Source organism: Xanthomonas sp. AC360, from assembly GCF_979258225.1.
The window spans coordinates 1,212,286-1,233,474 of sequence record NZ_OZ409846.1; the positions used below are offsets into that span (position 1 = coordinate 1,212,286).

Consider the following 21,189-nt stretch of genomic DNA (forward strand, 5'->3'; position numbering starts at 1 on the left):
GTTGCAATCAAGGAGCAGCCCGGCGATCAGACAGCGCGCGCGCCGTCGCAACGCTCAGCCGGATCGAATGGAGGCCACATCAATGCTCAACATCCTTTGACGAGCAGCCGCGCCAGCCCTCGCCCACGGCCACCCACAGACGGTGTGCGCGGCCGGCTGGGTGGGCCCGCGCCACACCGGCTGCGGCGCAGGCCACCAGGTTATTCGACGCTGATGGTCTGGGTCAGGCTGTGGCTGGCGCCGGGGGCCAGTTCGATCACGTCCGGGCCGGCGTTGGCCGCTTCCAGGCAGACGTAGTCGCGCCAGCCTTCGCCCACGTCGGCCATTTTCTTGCCGGCCTCCTCGCCCGGGTTCCAGGCCACCAGCGAGCGGCTACCCTGTGTGGCGATGACGATGCGGCGGCCAAGCACCGGGTCAGTGAGGGTGTAGCGGCCGCCGGCGTTGGTGTAGATGCGGTCGCTGCGGCCGGGATCGCGCGGGTCGCGCAGGCTCCAGTCGCCTTGCTGGCGATGCGCGGTGGCGTAGTTCTCGTATTTATCGAGATAGTCCAGGCCATCCAGCCCCTGCACGCTGACCTTGAGCGCGTCGCCGACGCGGAAGTAGTTGTGCAGCGCCTGGGTAAATCGCACCGGGGCGCCGCTGGTGTTTTCGGTGATCAGGCGTTGTTCGAGGGTGCGACCGATGCGCAGGGTCATGCGCAGGCGCAGCGCCAGGTCGTCGAAGGCCGGCGGGGTGAGCGTGAGCACCACGGTGCCGTCGTCTTCGCGGTGGCTCTCGGTGAGTTGCCACGGCACGGTGCGCACAAACCCGTGCGCGGGCACGTCACCGGTCTGGTCCTGGCGGCCGAAGTACGGCCAGCACACCGGCGCGCCACCGCGGATCGGGGTGGGCGGCTGCTTGGCGAGCGGCGACAGCCACATGACGTCCTGACCGCCCTTGGGCACGAACGACAGCAACTGGCCGCCGAACAGGCTGATGGCGGCAGTGGAGAACGGGGTGTCGATCAGCAGCGAGGGGAAGCCATGGAAGTCGCCTGTGGTGAGGCCGGTGGTGTCGGACATGGGGGATGCCTTGTGGACGATGGGAGATTGGGCGAATGCGGGGTACGCGGCCGGCAGCTTGAAAGCGGTGCCGCGCACGGCGGCCATGCCGGTGAGCGGCGGCGCAGCACGCAAAGCGGTGAGGATGCGCTGGCCGGGGCGGCCGTCGGCGGGCTGCAGGCCCAGCCGGGTCTGCTCGACCTGGATGGCGCGGCGGGTGGCGCTGCCGACCATGCCGTCGGCTTCGCCGATCTGGTAGCCGCGGGCGAGCAGCAACTGTTGCAGGTCGCGGCGTTCCGGACGGCCCAGGCCGGGGTCGTCGGTGGGCCAAGCGGCAACCAGGCCGGGGCCGCCGCGCAGGCGATCGGCCAGCAGCGCGATCGACAGCGCGTAGCTTTCGGCAGCGTTATAAGCGTAGATCGCGTCGTAGTTGCGGAACACCAGGAAGGCCGGGCCGGTGGCACCAGCCGGTAGCAGCAAGGCGGCCGGCGTCTCGCCGGGTAGGCCGGTCGGGGCCAGCGGCTTGCCGTCGGTGCCGAGCAGGCCGGCGGCCTGCCAGGCCTGCAAGGGTTGGCGGCGGGTGCGACCGGCCTTGCTGACATCGAAACCGCGCGGCAGGGTGACTTCCATCCCCCAGGGGCGGGCGCGTTCCCAGCCGGCCTTGACCAGATAGTTGGCGGTGGAGGCCAGCGCATCGGGAATGCTGGCGACCAGATTGCGGCGGCCGTCACCGTCGCCGTCCACCGCAATCCGCGCATAGGTCGAGGGCATGAACTGGGTCTGCCCGAACGCGCCGGCCCACGAGCCGGTCAAGCCATCCGACGACAGATCGCCCTGCTGCAACAGACTGAGCAACGCGAGGAATTCGCCGCGAAAGAACGGCTGGCGGCGGCCTGCGCACGACAGCGTGGCCAGCGAAACCAGCAGCGGGCGCTTGCCGGTGACGCGGCCGTAGTCGCTCTCCACGCCCCAGACCGCCACGATGGTGGCCGGGTCGACGCCGGTCTGCTCGGACAGGCGGGTGAGCAAGTCGTGGTGGGTGACCAGCATGGCCTGGCCGTCGGTGACGCGCTGGCTGTCGACCAGGCTGGCGAGGTAGTCCCAGATGGGCGTGGTGAACTCCGGTTGCGCGTCCAACAGCGGCAACACGCTGGGATCGGGCGCCAACCCGGCGGTAAAACGCTGGAAACTGGCGGCGTCCACGCCCTTGGCGGCGGCCTGGGTCTGCAACCCGGCCAGGCAACGGTCGAAGGCCGGGTCGGCGCAAGCGACCAGCGGCAGCAAGGCCATCAACAGCGGCAAAGCGCGCCGGGTCGGCGTCATGGCGCGGTGGCCGGCGGGTGGACGGACGTCATGCGGTAAAGCGCTCCAGTCGCGAATCGATCCGGAAGGATAGCCAACCTGGCTGGGTCGAGGCGTGCAAGCGGCGGCGGCGTGACGCGGTGGTTGCCGCGCGCGGCGGTGCGGACGCGATGGATGTGTGGGCGGTGCGTTGGCTAAGCGGCTGCGGGCTGGCGCCCGGTGTCTGCTGCCGTCCTTGAACGGCACACACTCGGTATCGAGAGGTGTTCGCCAGTCAACCGCTTGAATCCGGAGTGTGCTGGCGCTGGCCGGCTTGCGATTGCAGCTGGGGTAACGCGGGCGTCAGCGTTGACGCGTCAGCTGCCGTCGCCGGTGATGCCGCTCAGCAGCGACAGCGCTGGCGTGGAAGCGCCGGTCTCGGCAACGCGGCGCAGGCGTGCGCGGCGCGGCGCATCGTGGCGAGGCCCGAAACGGACCATGCACGTGGCCAGCAACGCCGGCAACACGATTGCAAAGACCACCAAGGCCGTCAGCGCCCATTGCCAGAAGTTGAAGGTTGCCATGATCGCTGTCCGCCCCCCGCGGCGAGCTTCGCCGCGCGGCAAGCTTCCCGGATCGGCTGCGAACGCTGTGTCGACAAAGTGGCGCGATGGGCGCCGTTGGTCGGGTGAGGCGGCGATGGTGGAGGTGCTGCATGGCATGGCGCATACCAATCACGGCTGCGCAGCTACCAGGCGGGCGCGGATGGTGCTCGGTACTAGCCTGGATCAGGCATCCGCTTCGGTTCTGAGCGCGCTGTCCCTTAGGGAACGATGGCTCGCTGCGGGTTATCTACCGCGCTGCATTCCCGATGGTGCTGGTTGGAGGCTGCGGCTGGCTGGTTGGAAGACATCAAACACGAAGGGCGGCAGGCAGGGGTGGTCCTCACCTATGAGGATTTGAGGGATTGGCCTGGGTCGAGGCGAGTGCGCCAGAAGACGCACCCTCATCCGCCCGTTGGGCACCTTCTCCCGATGGGAGAAGGGTTTGATTTATCTCGGTGTGAGACCTGGTTGCGCGCGGTTGCGCTTGCGGTGGTCGATTGAAGCGGCTGCACGTCTCTAACGTCACCCTTTGCTCTGTCATTGCGACAAGTGTCGAAGCACGGATGCGTGTGTGGTCGTTCGCACGGTGGGTTGATCAACCACAGTTGCCCGACGGACCGGCCAGCACGTTGCGCGGACTGCAGCACCGCTGGCGGCACTTAGCGAGGGCAAGCGTCGGAACACGGATGTACGCGCGGTCTTCCGCACAGTTGGACGATCAGCCACTGCTGGCAACGGAAACGGCCAGCACGTTGTGCGGACTGCAGCACCGCTGGCGGCACTCAGCGGGCGTCGAGGTAATACCAGCGGCCGTCTTCGCGGACGAAGCGGCTGTGTTCGGTCATGCGCACCGCGCTGCCGCCGCCGATGCGATAGCGGGCCAGAAACACCACCTCGGTGGTGTCCTCGCCGGTGACGCTGGTGCGCTGGATGGTCAGGCCGAGCCAGGTGGTGCGACCGCCTTCGTCCAGCGACAGTTCGGCCGGGCGCGTGGACGGGTGCCAGCTGGCCAACAGGTAGTCGACATCGCGGCGCACATAAGCGCTGTAGCGCGAGCGCATCAGGGTTTCGGCATCCGGCGCAGCGGCACCGGCGTGGTAGAGCCCGCAGCAGCGCGCGTAGTCGGCGGGGCGGCCGCAGGGACAGGGATCGGTAGATGCAGAGTTCGCCATGGAGGGATTGTGCTTGATTCGGGATTCGGGATTCGGAATTCGGGATTGGGGATTGGGGATTGGGGATTGGGGATTGGGGATTGGGGATTGGGGATTGGGGATTCGGTGATCAGCAGGCAGCGAGCGTCCATATGTCATGAGCAGTCTGTGGGGTTGGTGGACAACTGCTAGGTGGATGTTCTGCGATGTTGGGTGGTGTGCATTGAAGATTCCTGCTTACTTCCTGCGTTTTCGTGCCGCACGTTGCGTCGCAATTCGCGGGTGTGGCTGGGAGGTGGACGTGATGGATCGCGATGCCGCCATGGACTGCAGCAGGACTTGCTTCCGTCCCCTACCCCGCTCCGAGGCCAGCGCTTGCTGCGAGGGCACTCCAAGAAGCGCGTGTTCATGCTGCGCAAGCCGCGCCCTTTGCCCCGCGGGGGAGAGGGGCTTTGGATTCCGTGCTCTGGATGCTGCACGTTATCGATTGGGTATGTACGTGGGTGACGTGGGGGGTCAGGCATCGGCTCACGCGACCTGCTGCTATCGCTACTACGCCTGATCCTGCTACTCCCGACGCTGCTACGCCTGCCGCCGTTCCGTTAGCTGTTACTGCGGCGCATGCCGTCAGTGCACTCGCTATGCTGTCGCCCCCGTCGTGCGGAGCGCCGTTGTGCTGGAGCTGATTCCCACCGAGTTGCCGTGGCTGCTGTGCATTGCGTTCGTTGCCGGGCTGGTGGATGCCGCGGTGGGTGGCGGCGGGTTGATCCAGTTGCCGGGATTGTTTGGGACCTTGCCGCAGCAGGCGCCGTCGCTGATCTTGGGCACCAACAAGTTCAGCGCGATGTTCGGCACCGGGGCGTCGGCGTGGCGGTATGCGCGCACGGTGCGCTTCCCGTGGCGGCCGGTGCTGTATGCCACTGCGGCGGCGTTTACGTTTTCGTTTCTGGGCGCGACGGCGGTCAGCCTGTTGCCCAAGCAAGCGGTGCGGCCGCTGATTTTGCTGTTGCTGATCGCGATGTTGATCTACACGCTGATCAAGAAGGATTTCGGCGCGCTGCATCGGCCGCGCGAGATCGGTCGACGCGAGTTGATAACCGCCTTGGCGATGGGCGCGGCGATCGGGTTTTACGACGGGTTCTTCGGTCCGGGCACGGGGAGCTTTTTGATCTTCTTGTTCATTCGCTTTTTCGGGCTGGATTTTCTGCGCGCCTCGGCGGCGGCCAAGGTAGTGAACCTGGCCACCAACCTGGCAGCGCTGTCGTTCTTTCTGCCCAGCGGCCAGGTGATGCTGGCACTGGGCATTCCGATGGCGGTGGCGAACGTGGCCGGCGCGGTGGCGGGCACGCGGATGGCGCTGCGCGGGGGCACACCGTTGATTCGCAAGTTGTTCCTGGTGCTGGTGGTGGTGCTGATCGGCAAGATGGGCTGGGATCTGCTGCACTGATCACGCTGCACATGTCCTCGCCTTTCTAAAACTCCATGCTCAACGTCGCCGACAGCGTGCGCGGTGCACCCGGGTAGTTGGTTGTCTGCGTCACCGGTTGCTCGATGTAAAAACGATTGGCGACATTGCGCAGCATCAACGCCAGTTGATAACGGCCGCCGAAACGGTACGCCGCCGATGCATCGACCCGCGTGTAGCCGTCAATGCGGTAGCTGTTGTTCAAGTCGCCCTCGCGCTTGCCGACATGCACCGCACCGGCGCCCAGGGTCAGGCCATACAACGGACCGGTGGCCACGTGGTAAGTGCTCCACAGACTGGCGCTGACGCGCGGCACACCGCGCAGGCGATTACCGACCGGAATCACGCTGTCGCGGGTGACCTGCGCATCCAGATAGCCGGCGCCGAGAATCATCCGCCAGCGTTGGGTGAGCTCGCCGGTGATGTCCAGCTCGACGCCGCGCACGCGCTGCTGGCCGGTGACCAGCACAAAGCCGCTGTTGTCCGGGTCGCTGGTGGCGACGTTGTCCTTGGTGATCTGGAATGCCGCAGCAGTGGCGAGCACGCGGTTGTCCAGCAGCGCGCTTTTCAGGCCGATCTCGTACTGGCGGCCGGTCTCCGGCGGTGCGCTGCCGCCGGCAAACAGCGTGGCGCTGCGCGGACGAAACGACGTCGACGTATTCGCATACAGCGACAGCTGCGGCGCGGCCTTCCACACCACACCCACACGCGGCGAGGCGCGTCGGCCGTCTTCGCGGGTACGCGCGCCGTTGTCCACGGTGGCCTGCTGCACGTCGTCCCAACGCACGCCAGCCAGCACGTCCCAGCGCTGCCCGATGCTGATCTGATCCTGCACGTACAACGCGGCGTAGCGCGCATCGACCTCGATCTGCCGCGCCGGCACATAGCGGCCCGGCACTGCGCCCTGTACCGGGTTGCTCACGCTGATGCGGGCCAACGGCGCGCGGGCTTCGTCGGTGTGGCGATGCGCATCGACGTATTCGGCGCCGGCCAGCACCTGATGGCGCAGCTGGCCAGTATTGAAACGGGCCAGCGCTTCGGTCTGCGAGGTGGTGGCGCGTACCTGCTGGTCCTGACGCACGGCGCGACGTTGCACAAACGCACGGTCGGCGCTGAAACCGGTGAAGTCGGCCACGTCGCGACCGCTGTCACCGTCTTGGTGATTGAGGATCTGGCGCAGCGTCAGCCACTCATTCGCGTCATATTCGATACGGCCGCGTGCAGTGCGCGAGGTGCCGCGATTGCGCGACCACGGCTCACCGAAACTGCGCTCTGCCGGGCCACGCACCACCCCATCGATGACGACCAGACCGCGATCGCCCGGGCTGGTCTGGCGGGTGTAGTCCAGGTCCAGATCGGCACGCAGCTGCGCAGTGCGCCGCCATGCCAGCGAGGGCGAGACGAAGACGCGGTCACCATCGGCCTGCGCAGCGCGGAAGCTGCCGGTCTGCTGCGCGGCGGCGCTGACGCGGGCAGACAGCGTGGGACTCAGCGGGCCGGTGATGCTGGACTGCACGCGGCGCAAGCCATGTTCGGCCACCTGCAGCGACGCGTTGCCGCCGAACGTGTCGTCCGGCCGCAGCGTGACCAGGTTGATCACCCCGCCGGGCTCACCGCGCCCGTACAACACCGCCGCAGGCCCTTTGAGCACTTCCACCTGGGCGACGTTGGCCAGATCGCGCACGGTTTCGGTGAAGTTCTGCGCCGGGTTGAGCAGGATGCCGTCGACCGCATACGACGACGCTTCGAAGCCGCGAATGACGAAGGTTTCCGAGCGATTGCCCTGGGTACCGCCGGGCTGCACGTTGGACACGTTGGCCACCACATCGACCAACCGGGTGAGTTGCTGCTCGTCGATCACCGAACGCGGCACCACCTGGATCGCCTGCGGGATGCGCTCCACCGGCGTCTGCGTGCGGGTGGCGCCGGCGGCTTTTCCCGGGCGGTACAAAGCGCGTCGCTCGCTCACCACGATGGCATCGAGCAGGCTGGCCTCCTGCGCGGCGGCCGGCAATGCGGCAAACAGGGACACCAACAACAACGGGCGCGGCAGGGGGCGTGGGGTCATCGACATCTTCAGCGGGAGCGATGTGTGCGGTGGCAAACACATCAGGGTCCGCAATGATAACGATTCTTATCTTTGAGCATGCGATCTGCCGCCCTGTCCCAGAGCGGCCAATAGACCTACCAACCGATCGCAGCAACAGAAGTGCCGACGACAAAGCGCTGCGGGGTCGGTCGTGCACGGTCGGCTGCACGGTGCAGCCGCAGGCCTCGCCGCGAATATGCAGAGGGCAATCGCGCACGTCGTCATGCCGCCCCGCTTGCACCGCGCCCATGCCAGGCGCAAACCCCGCCACTAAGGGCGCAAAGCTGCCTGGATCTGTGGCCAGGCATGACTCCAGGCGATGCGCTCCTGCTCAAGCCGCGGCGCTGCACCGAAGTATCCGTTGCGCAAGTGCGTATACAGCAGTTGCTCGGCCGGGGTCAGCGCGGCGAGCCGGTGGGCGCGATGTTGCCTGGGCTCGTGCCCCCACATGGCGCGTGGCGTGGACAGCAACGTGGCCTCGTCCATCAGCAGTGCCACAGTCTGCGGGGCATGCGTGCGCAGCCGGTGCAGGATCGCCAACCCGTGCGTATCGATGTCGCCCCAATAGAACAGCGGAAGCGTGCGTAACCAGTCGATACTGCGTACGTAGTCGAGCGCATAGCCGCGTGCCATCAGCACCGCCGTGCCCGGCAAGGTTTCGCAGGCCAGGCCGGTGTCGAGATTTTCGACGATCAGCACGCGCTCGATCGGCAGCCGCAGCGCGGCCAGCTGCTGGATCGGCACGCTCAGATCGTCCAGGCCGCCGAGCTGTCGGGACAACGCCGGGTCCAGCAGCCGCAGGCGCACCCGATCCGGTGCGCTACGCAGGCCGGACAGGCTGTCGAAGCTGCGCGGCTCGGCGATGCCGCGCAGCCCGCCAAGCCAGTCGGCGATGATGCCGCGTCGCGCGTGCACCCACTTGCTGTCGATGCCGGCGATGGGCAGCTGACGCAGGAACAGGCCGCTGTCGCGGTGCCGGTGCAGCCAGTCGACCACGGCGACCAGCCGGTCGATATCGGCCTGTGCGCTATCGGCGAGCAGATCGAACTGGCGCCGCAGGCGCGCGGGCAATCCAGCCGCCTCCGGCCAGTGCGCCTGCAGACTGGCGCAGCGCGCGCTGGCGCGTTGCCAGCGGTCATGTTCCTGCAGCGCTGCGGCGGCATCGGCCGGGGTGGCGAGCACCCAGCTCTGCGGCAACCGTTGCGGACCCAGCTGCGACCACAGCACATCGCGATAATCCACCCGTCCTGGCAGCGCAGTGCGCTGCCAGCTCCGCAGCCATGCGCCGAACGCTTCGAACCGGGCGCTGGCCTGTGCCTGGGTCGGTGGCTGCAGGGGAATGGGCCGTGGCGCCGCGGCGCCGATCAACCAGTCGCCGCGATGACGTTGCCACTGCCCACGCAAAGCCTGCAGTGCAGCAGGCGGCAACAACATGCAATCGGCGCGCGCCATCAGCTCACTCCTGGCCGGCAACTGGGTCGATGTCGGCCGCTGCAGATGCGGCGCGCGTGCGCTCTGGCAGCTTGAGCCTGCGCGAGGCTTCGTCGTATTCGATCAGCAACACGCCCGAGTCGTGCCGCCCGCTGATCTCCACAAAGCACGCGCCACCGATGAACGGCTCCAGCGTCATCACCGATTTTAACGGCGTGGCCACCACCATCTGGAAGCCGAAATTTTCGAAGATGTTCATCGCCAGTGCGGTGAATTCGTTGTCGGCCTTGTCGAAGGCTTCGTCCAGCACCACCGCGCAATAGCGCGGCAGTTCGCCATCTTCGCCACCGAGCTGATAGCGCAGCGCTGCCGCCAAACAGGTGGTGGCCAGTTTCTGCCGCTGGCCGCCGGACTTGCCGGCGCCGCTGCGGTAGATCTCCACCTGCTGGCGCGTCGCCGCATCCAGTTCCACGCCGACGAATTCCACATGCAGCCGCACGTCCAGCACCAGTTCGCGCCAGCGCTTGTCTTCGCCCTCCAGCGAGCCGAGCTTGCGCACCAACTCGCGCAACACCGCAAATTGTTGTTCGGCCACCTCGCGCTGCTCGGTCTGGTGATGGCCGAGCACATCGCGCAGACGCTGGTGGAAGTCGATCACCTCCGGCAGGCGGCGGTCGCTGAGTTCGATGGTGAGCAAGGTGCCGTGGTTGAACGGCACCTGCTCCAGGCTGGCGTTGACCTCGTCCAGGCGTTGGGCGATCGACTTGCGCGCTTCGGCAGTGTGCCGCTGCAGCGCCAGCAGGTTGTTCTTGCTCTGGCTTTGCAGCAGGTCGAAAAAACGTGCCTCGTGTTGCGGCAGGCCGTCACGTTCAAGCCGCTGCAGGCGTGCGAGAAAATCGTCGGCGCCTTCCAGCGTGAGGCTCAGATCGCCGCTGTCTTCGGGCCATTGCCGGATGTATCGCTTGAAGCAACCAAGCAGCTCCTGTACCAGGTCATTATCGCGAACAAGCAATTCCTGATGTTGCTCGCTCAATTCCTTGGTCATCTCACGAAAATGAGCATCCAAGTTCTCTAGTGACAGCAGACCCAAGGCTGAAAGACGGCTGGTAAGACCCTGCTGCTGTAGCGGAGTGACAAAGCGCTCATTAGCACCAGCGCATTTAAGGCGCTGCTTCTCCCACTCCTCTCGCTTGCCATCAAGTTTGGCTCGCTCTTTTCGCACGTCATCATACGTGCGCGTGGCCTGGACGATGTCGCCGCGTGTGCGGTCGATCGCCTCGCCCAACGCGCGCAGGTTGGCGTCGCCTTCGCGCAGCTGTTGCAAGGTTTGGGTGATCTGGCTCAGGCGTTGCAGCGCTGCGGCCACATCGATTTCTTCCCAGCCCAGATTGACCAGGGTGTTGCGGGCCAGACGCTGCTGCCCATCGCGTTCGCGGCGCGCGCGCAGGCCGGCCACGTCGGCGTCGCAAGCAGCAATGCGTTGCGCCAGTTCCTGGCCTTCGCGTTCGTACAAGGCCAGCTTGTCGCGGTTGTTGAAGCCCAGCAGCCAGCGGCGGCGATCGCCCACGGCGTGGCGGTCGTCCTTTTCGTACCGATCGCCCGGATGCTTGACCTGACCTTCGCGGGTGATGGCACGTTCGGCGTGGCGCAAGGCCTTGGCGCTGTCCACGCAGTCGTAATCGAAGCGCTTGCCCAGCTCGCGCCGCAACCAGGCGGCGTACGGATGATCGCGCAATTCCAGCTTGTGCAGCAGCGAGGCGCTGCCGGGGTCGCGGCTACTCAGCGCCTGCTCGTTGTTGCGCACCCGGTAATAGACCAGGCGCGTACCGAGCTGGGTGCGATTGACCCAGTCGGCGACCTCGGCGTAATGCCGCTCGTCCACCAGCAACGATTGCGCAAAACCGTGCAGCACGCGTTCGATGGCGCCACGCCAGGCGGATGCGTCCTCGCGCACCTGGATCAACTCGCCAACGAACGGCAACGCCGCTTCCGGCACGCCGGTGTCGGCGCTCATGCGTGCGCGCAGGCTCTGCATCGGCGCCGGAATATTGGACGGGTTGCGCGTCAGCGCCTCGATTTCCGCACGCACCTCGGCAAAGCGCTTGGTGTCGTCGTGCTTGCCGGCGATGCGTTCGCTGATCGCTTCGTCGAGCTCGGCGGCGGCACGCTGGCCATCTTCCAGCGCGGCGCGCGCCTGCGCGACCTGTTCGGCAAAGCCGTGCGCGCTGTCGGCCAGCGCCTGCTCCAATGCACGGCACGCCTGTTCGGCCTGCACCCGCTTGGCCGCGCGGCGGTCGCGCTCGGCCTGCAGCTGGCCTTGTTCGCGCTCCAGCGCATCGATACGCTCGCCGCCTTGTGCGCGGCGCTGTGCTTCCAGATCGTCCAGGTGACGGGTGTGGTTGTCCAATGTGGCGCGGCGCTGGCCTTCTTCGCCAGCAAGGCCGCGATCTTGTGTGTCCAGTTCCTGCAGGCGCGCGTCCAGCAAGGCGAGCCGGCGCTGCTCGCGATAGATGTCGATGCCGGCCTTGAGTTCGTCCAGTTCGCTGCGCTGGCGGCGCAGTTGCATCAGCTCGGCGTGGTGCGTGCGCGCAGGCAGCAGGGTCTCCACCTGGCGCCGCGCCGTCACCACCGCATGGTGGGCGCCGTCCAGTTCGGCGAAGTCGCCGACCAGGCGCTCGGCCGCATCGAAGGTCTTGGGTTCTTCCAGCATGAAGCCGCGCAGGAAGGCGTTGAGATCGCCCAGATTCTTGGCCGATTGGGTCTTGTGCAACAGACGCAGCGCCATCTCGTTGCCAATGCCCAGCTGATGGCGAAACCGCTCGGCGTAGCCGGCAAAACTGTCGAAGTGATGCACGTCGTGCAGCCGCTGCTTGAGCTTGCGCAGATCCAGGTCGAAGCCGGCCAGATCCTGCGCCACATCGAAGGCGCGCTCGGCCACCATGTAGTGCTTGCGCACGTCGCCGGTGGCCGCGCTGTTGCCGGCGATCCAGAACAGCCGCACCAGGCTGACCACGCGGTCTTCGCCGTTGCGGTATTCCAGCACGAGTGCAGTCCAGGTGGCGCCCTTGCGCAGGTATTGCGTGGCGATTTCGCCGGACGCGCTGTCCTGCTGGTCGGCCCAGGCGCCGCGCACGTACGACACCAGGTTGCGGTCGCGGCCACTGCGCTCGGCCTCGCGCGCAGCAGCGTTGAAGTCGACGATGCTGGGCGGGGTGAGCAGTGCCGACATCGCATCAAGCAGCGTCGATTTGCCCGAGCCGGAGCGGCCGACGAACAAGAAGCCACGCTCGGCGATCGGCACTTCGGTCAGTCCCGAGAACGTCCCCCAGTTGTGTACCTGCAGGCGGCGCATACGGAACTGCTGCAGGCGTGCGTCGGGCAGATCGTTGGCAAACAGGCTGGAAGGCGCGGCAGAGGAAGTCATCGATACGGTCCGAAAAAGCCAGAAAAGCGCAGGCCTGCGCTCAAACTTGTGGTGCGGTGCTAGGCGTGCGCAGGGTCCGCCTCGTCCTCGTCGCCAGCCGGGCTCTCGCGCAGCTGGCGATAGACCTGGCCCAGGGCGGCGACATCTTCGGCCGAGAACAGCAGTTTGAGCGCGGGCGAGATTTCGTAGCGTGCGTCTTCGCCGCGTAAACGGGTCAGTACGTGGCTGTCCTTCATTTTCTGCACCGCCGTGGCCACCCGACGCAAAAAGCCGGCGCGATCAGTGGACAGGTTTTTTTCGTAAACGGCCAGCGCCTCGCCCAGCGCCGCCTCTTCCACTACTGCGCGCACGCCGCGCGCGTCTGCTTCGGCCAGTTGCTGGCGCAAGTGCAGGAGCAGCACCGAATCGATGAAGGTCAGCGGCGCCGAACGCAGCAGCACCGGCGCTTCCAGCTCGCCGGTGTCGGCCTGGCGGGTGAACGCAATGCCGGCCTCACGATCGAGCACCAACTCCAGAAACACCTCGGCCAAGGCGCTGCGAATGCCGGCCTCGCTGCGCAGCAAGGCCGGCCACAAGCGTCCATGCCGCTGCGCGTCCACGCTGGGACCGCTGAGCAACTGACACAGCGCGCGACGCGCCTCTACCGGCAAGCGGCCGGTATCGCCAGCGAACAGACCGGTGCTGTCTGCGGCCGGATGCTGCGTGTCGGCGATATCGGGGGCGATCTCGGTATCGGGATCGTGCTCAGGCCAGTTCATGGCGTTTCTCCTGGGTGAACCAGATCAACGGGATGCGCGCGCGACGCCATTGACCATCGTTACCGCGCCATTGCGCGACTTCCGACTGATCGGCGCTGACGATGCCATGGCGCGTGCCCAGCGAGAGGTAGCCGATCACGCTGCCCAGGCCCTGGGTGGCCTGACGTTGCGTCAATGCTTGCGCGATTGACAGCTGCGGCTGGGTGGCCAGCAGCTCGAACAGGTCGCGTCGCAGAGTACGGAAGTCAATCTCCGACTGCGCCACCAGATCACCCACGCTGTCCAGCGAGATCGCGGCCGCCTCGTTGCGTTGGATGCTGCCATCGACCTGCTGTTGGCGCGGGTCGTGCAGGCGCCACTGCGCGAGCGACCGCAGCCGGCTGGTGGTCAGCATCAGGCTGCGGCCGATCAGCCGCTGGGCCGGTATGTGCTCGCGCAGGCTCAGCGCTTCGGCCTGCGCCTGCTTGAGCAACCGGTTAAGCCGGCGCTGTTCCAGATAGCCACGGCTCTGCACAAAACCGCGCAGGCTGCGCGCGAAATGCTGCATCACATCGTGGACCTGGCCACCGCGCTCGAGCATGGTGCCGGTGAGCCCGCGCAGGAAGCTGCGTTCGCGACGATCAAGCTTGCGCGCAAACGCACGCGCCAGCACCGTCTCCAGCGCCGCATCCAGCTGCGCGCTCTGTTCGGCATCGTTGAGCAACGCCCAGAACGCCTGGAAGCTGCGCCCGGCTTCGCTGTCGCCGATGACATCCACGCCTTCGAACAATTTGGTCAGCACCTCACCGCGCTCGCCTTCGTCATCGATGATGCGTTCGCGGAATTGCCGGTTGAGCTGTTCGAAATCGTCGCGCACACGGCGGAAGTCTTCGGTCAATTCGTCGGCCAGCGCGATCACCTGGCGGGTGCGCTCGAGCGCACGCTTGCCGTCCAGCGAGGCGACCTTGCCGGCCGACACCCGCGCGATTTCCGCATCGATCCGATCGCGCTCGTCGCGTAACGCAGACAGGCGCGCATCCGGGTTGGTCTCGGTCAATGCCGCCAGCTGGGCGAGCTGCTGCATCACCAACGCCAACCGGCTTTCGGTGGCCGTGCCACGGCTGTGCTCCAGGCCGTCGACAAAGCGGATCGCCTGCGCGGCCTGCGTGGACAGCTCGTACTCCTCCTGCTGCGCGCCGTCGGGTAGGCGCCGTTCCAGCCAGCCCTGCGCCAGCCAGTGCGCGACATAGGCCTGTGCGGTGCGCGGCAGGTCGCGCGCCAAGTGTTCGGCGTTGATGTCGTCGAGCATGCGCTGCAGCCGCTCGTGCAGCACCGCAGCCGGCAACACGCGCTCTCCATCCAGCAATAGCCCCTGCAACAGAGCGATCACCTCCGGTGCATGGTCGGCGGCCAGCAGTTTCCACAGCGGCTCGTCGCGCAAGCTGCGGTAGCGGGCGATGCGGGCACGCACTTTCATGCCGGTTCACCGTGGCACGGCCTCGGCGGCGTCAGGCCAGTAGCTCGCTGACAAGCCAATGGCAAAGTGCGCAAAACGTCTGCCCGGCCGACGGATGCGTTGCAGTCTCCCAACGGGATGTTCATGCGGTCTCCCACCGTATGCTGCCCTGCCCTCATGCTTGCCTCAGCGCGTTGCGCGCGACTGCAGGGGCTGCCTCAACGCTTGCCGCCTACTTCGAGGAACTGCAGGAATTCGGCGCGGGTGCGCGCATCTTCGCGGAAGCTGCCCAGCATCTTGGACGTCACCATGCTGACGCCGCGCTTGTGGATGCCGCGGGTGGTCATGCACTCGTGCGAGCCTTCGACCACCACGCCGACGCCGCGCGGTTGCAGCACGTCCTGGATGCACTGGGCGATCTGCGCGGTCATCTTTTCCTGCACCTGGAAGCGGCGCGCGTAGCTTTCCACCACGCGGGCCAGCTTGCTGATGCCAACCACCTTGCCGCTGGGCAGGTAGCCGACGTGCACCTTGCCGATGATCGGCGCCATGTGGTGCTCGCAATGGCTTTCGTAGGAAATGTCGCGCAGCACGATCAGTTCGTCGTAGCCGGCGACTTCCTCGAAGGTGCGTTCCAGGTATTCGCGCGGTTCTTCGCGGTAGCCGCTGAACCAGTCGCCATAGGCTTCGGCGACACGGCGCGGCGTATCCAACAGGCCTTCGCGGGCCGGATCTTCGCCGGCCCAGCGCAGCAGGGTGCGCACGGCATCTTCGGCCTGGGCCTGGGTAACGGAGGAATCGGGCTGGTCGGACTGGCTCATGCGCAGGTGCACCCAAAGGGGGCGAGCATGGTACCCGAGGACGGGCCGGCGGCCCCAGTGGCGGTTGTGGCCGCTGGGCCGGGTTCAGTGACTATTGATTCATTGTTGAATTGATAGCATCCTAACTATTATGACGCTTAGCACTCTCTCTCCCCGCGCCCAGCTCAGCTCCGGCCTGTTGGTCGCCGCCCGCCAGTGGCAGCGGCTGGCCGACCAGGCCTTTGCCGAATTCGGCCTGTCCAGCGCCTGCACCGGCCCGCTGCTGATGATCGGACGCTCCGGCGGCGGTATCCGGCAGGTGGCGCTGGCACAGCAGCTGGGTATGGAAGGCCCTTCGCTGGTGCGCCTGCTCGACAAGCTCTGCACACAGGCGCTGGTGCGCCGCGAGGCAGACAGCAGCGACCGCCGCGCCAACCAGCTGTGGCTCACCGACGCAGGCCATGCGCTGGTCGGGCGCATCGAGATCCGCCTGGATGCGCTGCGCGCCGAGGTCTTCGGCGCGCTCAGCGAAGCGCAGGTGCAGACGGTGCTGACGCTGTGGGAGCAGATCGCGCAGGCGCATGCGCGGCTGAGTCAGCCCGACTGAGTCAGCTGTCAGGCGTCGTCCTGCGACGCCGGTTGTGACGTTCCGCAGGCTCTGGCGCGCGTGCTGCGCTGCGCCGGGCGTGGTTGTTTCCCTTTCCCAGGATGTGCCCGATGTACGGCGAATTCAGTCTCTACGGTGTGTTCGTTCCCACCTTGCTGGCGTTGATGACGCTGGCCTACCTGCTCAACAGCGCCATCGGCGCGCTGCTGACCCGCGCCGGTGCGTATCGCCATGTCTGGCACCCGGCGCTGTTCAACCTGGCGCTGTACATCGCGCTGTTGGGCGGCCTGTTTTTCCTTACCCGTTGGATGCAATCGTGAAAAAGTTGATCAAGACCGCGGGGCCGGCGCTGCTGACCCTGGCAATGGTGGTGGTGGCCGCGCTGGTGCTGCAGCAGTTGTGGCGGTACTACATGGACGCGCCGTGGACGCGCGATGCGCACGTGGGCGCCGATGTGGTGCAGGTGGCGCCCGATGTGTCCGGGCTGGTGGAATCGGTGGCGGTGGACGACAACCAGGCGGTCAAGCGCGGCCAGCTGCTGTTTGTGGTGGACCGCGCGCGCTATGCGATTGCGCTGGAACAGGCGCAAGCCGCGCTGGCCGAGCGCCAGGCCACGCTGAGCCAGTTGCGCCGCGAGATTGCGCGCGACCGCAGCCTGCAGGACCTGGTGGCGGCTGAAGATGCCGAGGTGCGCCGCTCGAACGTGCAAAAGGCGCAGGCTGCGGTGGCCACCGCGCAGTCGGCGGTGGATCTGGCCCAGCTCAATCTGGACCGCACGCAAGTGCGCAGCCCGGCCGATGGCCATGTCAGCGACCGCACCGTGCGCGTGGGCGATTACGTCAGCGCCGGGCGTCCGGTGGTGGCGGTACTGGATACCGGCTCGTTCCGCGTCGATGGCTATTTCGAAGAAACCCGCCTGCATGGCGTGCATGCCGGCCAGCGCGTGGACGTGCGCCTGATGGGCGAGCCAGTGACCCTGCACGGGCATGTGCAAAGCATCGCTGCCGGCATCGAGGACCGCTACCGCAGCGGTAGCGCCGGCGCGCTGCCCAATGTCACCCCGGCGTTCGACTGGGTGCGGCTGGCGCAGCGCATCCCGGTGCGCATTGCGCTGGATCAGGTGCCTACGCACGTGCAGCTGATTGCCGGGCGCACCGCCACGGTGACGATCCTGCCCGATGCCGCACCGGCGCCGTCTGCTGGCTCGCCTGCGCATGTGCAGGCAAAGGCCGCGCCATGAAGCGCCTGCGTCTGCTCGCTCTGAGCGCGACCGTCACGTTGCTGGCGGCGTGCAGCACGGTCGGCCCCAATTACGCACTGCCGGACCAATCCGCCTACCAGCGGCCGGCCGCCAATGCGGCGTTTCTGGACACCGGCAACGACCAGGTGCAGCCCGGCGCGCCGCTGCCGGCACGCTGGTGGGCGTTATATCAGGACCCGATGCTCGATGGCCTGGTCGAACAGGCGCTGCACGACAACGTCGCGTTGAAGGTCGCCAGCGCCAACCTGCGCCGTGCCGCAGCGGTGTACGAACAGGCCATGGATGCCGGCGGCTTCGATTACGAAGTGGAAGCCGGCGTCAGCCGCGCGCAGGTGTCGGCCGAAGCCTTCCTGCAGGAAGAAAAGCTGCCGGTGTTCAACCTGGCCGATGGCAAGTTCGGCGTGTCGTACCAGTTCGACCTGTTCGGCAAGCTGCAACGCGGCGCCGAGGCTGCGCACGCCGATACGCAGGTGGCGCAGGCCGCGATCGATCTGGCCCGTGTCAACGTGGCCGCGCAGGTCGCCGGCAGTTATGTAGAGATCTGCCACGCCAACCACGAACTGCACGTGGCCGAGCATTCGCTGCAATTGCAGCAGCGCAGCCGCGAGATCACCCAACGCCTGATCGCCGCCGGACGTGGCACGCCACCGGATCTGGCCCGCGCCACCGCGCAGGTGGCGATGCTGCAAGCCGCCCTGCCACCGCTGCGCGCGCGTCGCCAGGCAGCCGGCTATCAACTGGCGGCATTGCTCGGCAAGACGCCTGGCGAAGTGCCTGCCGGTGTCGACCGCTGCGCGCAAGCGCCGGCCTTGCAGCACCCCATTCCGATTGGCGATGGCCGCAGCTTGCTCGCCCGTCGCCCGGACGTGCGCCAGGCCGAGCGGCGGCTGGCCGCGGCCACTGCACGCATCGGCGTGGCCACCGCCGAGCTGTATCCGGATATCCGCCTGGGCGGTTCGATCGGCGCCACCGGCCTGCTGGCGGATTTCGGTGAGCCGGCCACGCATGCCTGGTCGTTCGGCCCGCTGATTTCCTGGACGCTGCCATCCAGCGGTGCGCGTGCCCGCGTGCGCGCCACCGAAGCCGGCGCCGATGCCGCGCTGGCGCAGTTCGACAACACCGTGCTGCAGGCGCTGCGCGAGGTGCAGACCACACTCTCGCGCTACGCGCAGGATCTGGACCGCCTGCATCTGCTGGAACAGGCGCAGCAACAGGCCGAACTGGCGTCGACGCAAAACCGCCGGCTGTATCAAGGCGGGCGCACCCCGTATCTGTCCAGCCTGGATGCCGAGCGCACCCTGGCAACTGCCGACATGACCCTGGCCACTGCGCAGGCGCAGGTGTCGCAGGATCAACTCCAGCTGTTTCTGGCACTGGGCGGCGGTTGGAACACCGATGCCCGTAGCGACGCCACCGCTGCCACTGCCGCGCCATGAACGCACTGCTGCGCGATCGCCAAGCCTGGCTGTTTTCGGTCAAGACCTTTGCCGCCTCGATCGCCGCGTTGTACGTGGCGCTGGCCGGCAATCTGTCGCGGCCGTACTGGGCGATGGCCACGGTCTATATCGTCTCGCAACCGCTGCTCGGCCCCACCCGCGCCAAGGGCGTGTACCGCGTGCTCGGCACCGTGCTGGCCGGCGCGGCCACCTTGGTGATGCTGCCGAATCTGGTCGAAACGCCGCTATTGCTGAGCGCGGCGATGGCGTTGTGGTTGTCGGCCTGCCTGTTTCTGGCGCTGCTCAATCGCGGCCCGCGCGGCTATGCGTTTTTGCTGGCCGGCTACACCACCGCGTTTATCGGCTTTCCTGCGGTGACTGCGCCGGAAGGCATCTTCGACACCGTGGTGGCGCGCAGCGAAGAGATCGTATTGGGCACGGTAATGGCGGTGCTGTTTGCCTCGCTGGTGTTCCCCGCTTCGGTACGGCCAATGCTCACTGCACGCATCGGCAACTGGATGCAGGACGCTGCGCAATGGTGCCGGCAAGTGCTGCAGCGTGGCGACTCGCACACGCCGCGTAACCGGCTGGCGGCAGACCTGGTGCAGTTCGAGGCCTTGATCGCCTTCGTCCGTCACGACGACCCGCGGCATGCCAGTGCGGCGCCGGCGATGGAGCAGCTGCGCGCGCGCATGCTGATGCTGCTGCCGGTGCTGTCGTCGATCGCCGATCGGCTGGATGCATTGCAGCGCGATGGGTCTGCACAGCCGCCCGCACTCAAGGCGCTGCTGGATGACGTCGCCGGTTGGGTGGATCAGCGCGAGGACGCAGGCAGCGATGCTGACGTGGACGCGTTGCGCGCACGCATCGCCGCGCTGCGCCCGGTAGTCGATCAGGACATCGAGCATCTGCTGCTGGCGAGCTTGCTGCTGCGCCTGGATGAACTGCTCGACCTCTGGCAAGACTGCCGCGCGCTGGAACAGACGTTGCTGCGGGGCACCGCGCTGCCGGCGGCAAGACAGGCTGCAACAGCCGAATCGATGGACGCTGCGCAAGGCGATGCCGGTGCGCGTTCGCGCCTGCGACCCTCGCTGCTGCAGCGCCTCGGCATATCGCGACCCCAAACCGCTGATGCAGGCGTACCTGCCAGCAGCGCGCGCCACATCGACTTCGGCATGGCGGCGTTTTCCGCGCTCAGCGCTGGCTTTGCGCTGCTGGCGTACTGCGTGTTGTGGATCGGCATCGGTTGGGAGGGCGGTGGCAACGGCGCGATGATGGCTGCCGTCACAGCCGCGTTCTTTGCCGCGCAGGACGACCCTGCACCCAGCATGGTGTCGTTCCTGACCTGGGCGGTAGTCGCCAGCGTGGTCGCAGGTATTTACCTGTTCGGTATCTTCCCTGCGATCCACGACTTCCCGATGTTGGTGCTGCTGTTGGCAGCGGTGTTTCTGCCCATCGGCGCGTTGCTGCATCGGCCCAAGAGCATGTTGATCGCGCTACCGCTGGTGGTGAATCTCACCGCCCTGCTCAGCCTGCAGAACACCTACAACGCCAACATCCAGAGCTTCGTCAACGCCGCCGTGGCGATGGTGCTGGGGATCGGATTCGCGGTGGTGCTCACAAAGGTGTTCCGCTCGGTCGGCGCCGAATGGAGCGCGCGTCGCCTGGTCCGCCAGGGTTGGCGCACGCTGGCCGACGCCGCCGATGGCCATGGCACGCAGAACCGCCACCAGTTCGCCGCACGCATGCTGGATCTGCTCGGCTTGCTCGCGCCCAGGCTGGCGCTGGCGCCGGAAGGCAGCGACCTGGCATCGATGGATATGCTCAGCGAAGTACGCGTGGGCTTGAACATCTTGCAGCTGCGCAGCGCACGGCACGGCTTGGCGCCATCGAGCGTGGACGCGGTGGACACCATCCTGGCCGACGTCGCCGCGCACTACCGGCAACAGATCGCGCACAAGCGTCCGTTGCCTGCACCGGATGCCTTGCGTGCGCGGCTGGATGCCTCGCTGGCGCGCGTGGGCAAGGTGCCGGCGGGGACGCATCGCGATGACGCGCTGCTGGGCTTGATCGGCCTGCGTTACAGCGTGTTTGCCGAGATGGCTCAGAAGGACGCAAATGCCAGACACCAGAAGCCTGATTTAGCCCCTCTCCCTGCGGGGCGATAAGGCACTGCCTGCGCGCCACTGGCGCGCGTGCCTTGGAGCGCCCGCGCTGCTGGCGCGGGCCGGGGCGCGGGCCCGGAGCCCGGGCTGGGGTTGGGGTTGGGGTGTCCCAATGCACGACCGCAATATCGATGCTTCACCTTGGCGACGCGTGGCGACGCGTTCACCATGGCTGGCATGCTAGTCGCCTGAGGCGCCCCTCATCCGCCCTTCGGGCACCTTCTCCCGAAAGGAGAAGAGA

General features: G+C 67.0%; 15 protein-coding genes. 6 read left to right on the top strand and 9 right to left on the bottom strand.

Annotation, left to right across the window (positions count from 1 at the left end; genetic code table 11):
• Nucleotides 1-200 precede the first annotated feature (200 nt).
• The 3 genes from ACZZ0O_RS05205 to ACZZ0O_RS05215 form a co-directional block, all read right to left on the bottom strand.
• Entirely contained in the window at nt 201-2,363 is a 2,163-nt protein-coding gene (locus ACZZ0O_RS05205) for a lytic murein transglycosylase (RefSeq protein WP_463590159.1), read from the bottom strand.
• Nucleotides 2,364-2,698: 335 nt separating this feature from the next.
• Complete coding sequence (locus tag ACZZ0O_RS05210) at nt 2,699-2,905, bottom strand: hypothetical protein (protein WP_463590160.1); 207 nt, start codon at nt 2,903-2,905, stop codon at nt 2,699-2,701.
• Between the two features lie 803 nt (nt 2,906-3,708).
• The gene (locus ACZZ0O_RS05215) at nt 3,709-4,098 is read right to left on the bottom strand and encodes a YchJ family protein (protein WP_463590161.1); all 390 of its coding nucleotides are present in this window, start codon (nt 4,096-4,098) and stop codon (nt 3,709-3,711) included.
• Between the two features lie 652 nt (nt 4,099-4,750).
• Here ACZZ0O_RS05215 and ACZZ0O_RS05220 point away from each other — a divergent pair.
• Nucleotides 4,751-5,524: a sulfite exporter TauE/SafE family protein gene (locus ACZZ0O_RS05220; protein WP_463590162.1), complete on the top strand. Its 774-nt coding sequence runs from the start codon at nt 4,751-4,753 to the stop codon at nt 5,522-5,524.
• A 25-nt stretch (nt 5,525-5,549) separates the two neighbouring features.
• Here the strand turns inward: ACZZ0O_RS05220 and ACZZ0O_RS05225 are convergent, their stop codons facing one another.
• The 6 genes from ACZZ0O_RS05225 to folE all read right to left on the bottom strand — a co-directional run bounded on the left by ACZZ0O_RS05225 (nt 5,550) and on the right by folE (nt 15,500).
• Nucleotides 5,550-7,610 (bottom strand): TonB-dependent siderophore receptor, encoded by a 2,061-nt coding sequence (locus ACZZ0O_RS05225; protein ID WP_463590163.1) that lies wholly within the window; start codon nt 7,608-7,610, stop codon nt 5,550-5,552.
• A gap of 291 nt (nt 7,611-7,901) precedes the next feature.
• The gene (locus ACZZ0O_RS05230) at nt 7,902-9,083 is read right to left on the bottom strand and encodes a Wadjet anti-phage system protein JetD domain-containing protein (RefSeq protein ID WP_463590164.1); all 1,182 of its coding nucleotides are present in this window, start codon (nt 9,081-9,083) and stop codon (nt 7,902-7,904) included.
• A gap of 4 nt (nt 9,084-9,087) precedes the next feature.
• The gene (locus ACZZ0O_RS05235) at nt 9,088-12,486 is read right to left on the bottom strand and encodes an ATP-binding protein (protein ID WP_463590165.1); all 3,399 of its coding nucleotides are present in this window, start codon (nt 12,484-12,486) and stop codon (nt 9,088-9,090) included.
• Nucleotides 12,487-12,545: 59 nt separating this feature from the next.
• Nucleotides 12,546-13,244, bottom strand: a complete 699-nt coding sequence (locus ACZZ0O_RS05240; RefSeq protein WP_463590166.1) for a DUF4194 domain-containing protein — start codon at nt 13,242-13,244, stop codon at nt 12,546-12,548.
• On the bottom strand, nt 13,231-14,700 hold the full coding sequence (locus tag ACZZ0O_RS05245; protein ID WP_463590167.1) for a DUF3375 domain-containing protein: 1,470 nt from the start codon (nt 14,698-14,700) through the stop codon (nt 13,231-13,233). Before ACZZ0O_RS05245 ends, ACZZ0O_RS05240 begins: the two co-directional genes overlap by 14 nt.
• Nucleotides 14,701-14,897: 197 nt before the next feature.
• Nucleotides 14,898-15,500, bottom strand: a complete 603-nt coding sequence (gene folE, locus ACZZ0O_RS05250) for a GTP cyclohydrolase I FolE (RefSeq protein ID WP_055852376.1) — start codon at nt 15,498-15,500, stop codon at nt 14,898-14,900.
• Between the two features lie 130 nt (nt 15,501-15,630).
• Between folE and ACZZ0O_RS05255 the strand changes: the two genes are divergently transcribed.
• From ACZZ0O_RS05255 to ACZZ0O_RS05275, 5 genes are all read left to right on the top strand, one after another.
• A complete protein-coding gene (locus tag ACZZ0O_RS05255; protein WP_055852379.1) occupies nt 15,631-16,086 on the top strand; it encodes a MarR family winged helix-turn-helix transcriptional regulator in 456 nt (151 codons plus the stop codon).
• A gap of 101 nt (nt 16,087-16,187) precedes the next feature.
• Nucleotides 16,188-16,406, top strand: a complete 219-nt coding sequence (locus ACZZ0O_RS05260; protein WP_074052590.1) for a DUF1656 domain-containing protein — start codon at nt 16,188-16,190, stop codon at nt 16,404-16,406.
• Entirely contained in the window at nt 16,403-17,326 is a 924-nt protein-coding gene (locus tag ACZZ0O_RS05265; RefSeq protein WP_463590168.1) for an efflux RND transporter periplasmic adaptor subunit, read from the top strand. Before ACZZ0O_RS05260 ends, ACZZ0O_RS05265 begins: the two co-directional genes overlap by 4 nt.
• The gene (locus ACZZ0O_RS05270; protein ID WP_463602870.1) at nt 17,323-18,783 is read left to right on the top strand and encodes an efflux transporter outer membrane subunit; all 1,461 of its coding nucleotides are present in this window, start codon (nt 17,323-17,325) and stop codon (nt 18,781-18,783) included. The genes ACZZ0O_RS05265 and ACZZ0O_RS05270 overlap by 4 nt, the downstream gene beginning before the upstream one ends.
• Nucleotides 18,780-20,951 carry an FUSC family protein gene (locus ACZZ0O_RS05275; RefSeq protein ID WP_463590169.1) on the top strand — a complete coding sequence of 724 codons (2,172 nt, stop codon included), beginning with the start codon at nt 18,780-18,782 and terminating at the stop codon, nt 20,949-20,951. The genes ACZZ0O_RS05270 and ACZZ0O_RS05275 overlap by 4 nt, the downstream gene beginning before the upstream one ends.
• Nucleotides 20,952-21,189 lie beyond the last annotated feature (238 nt).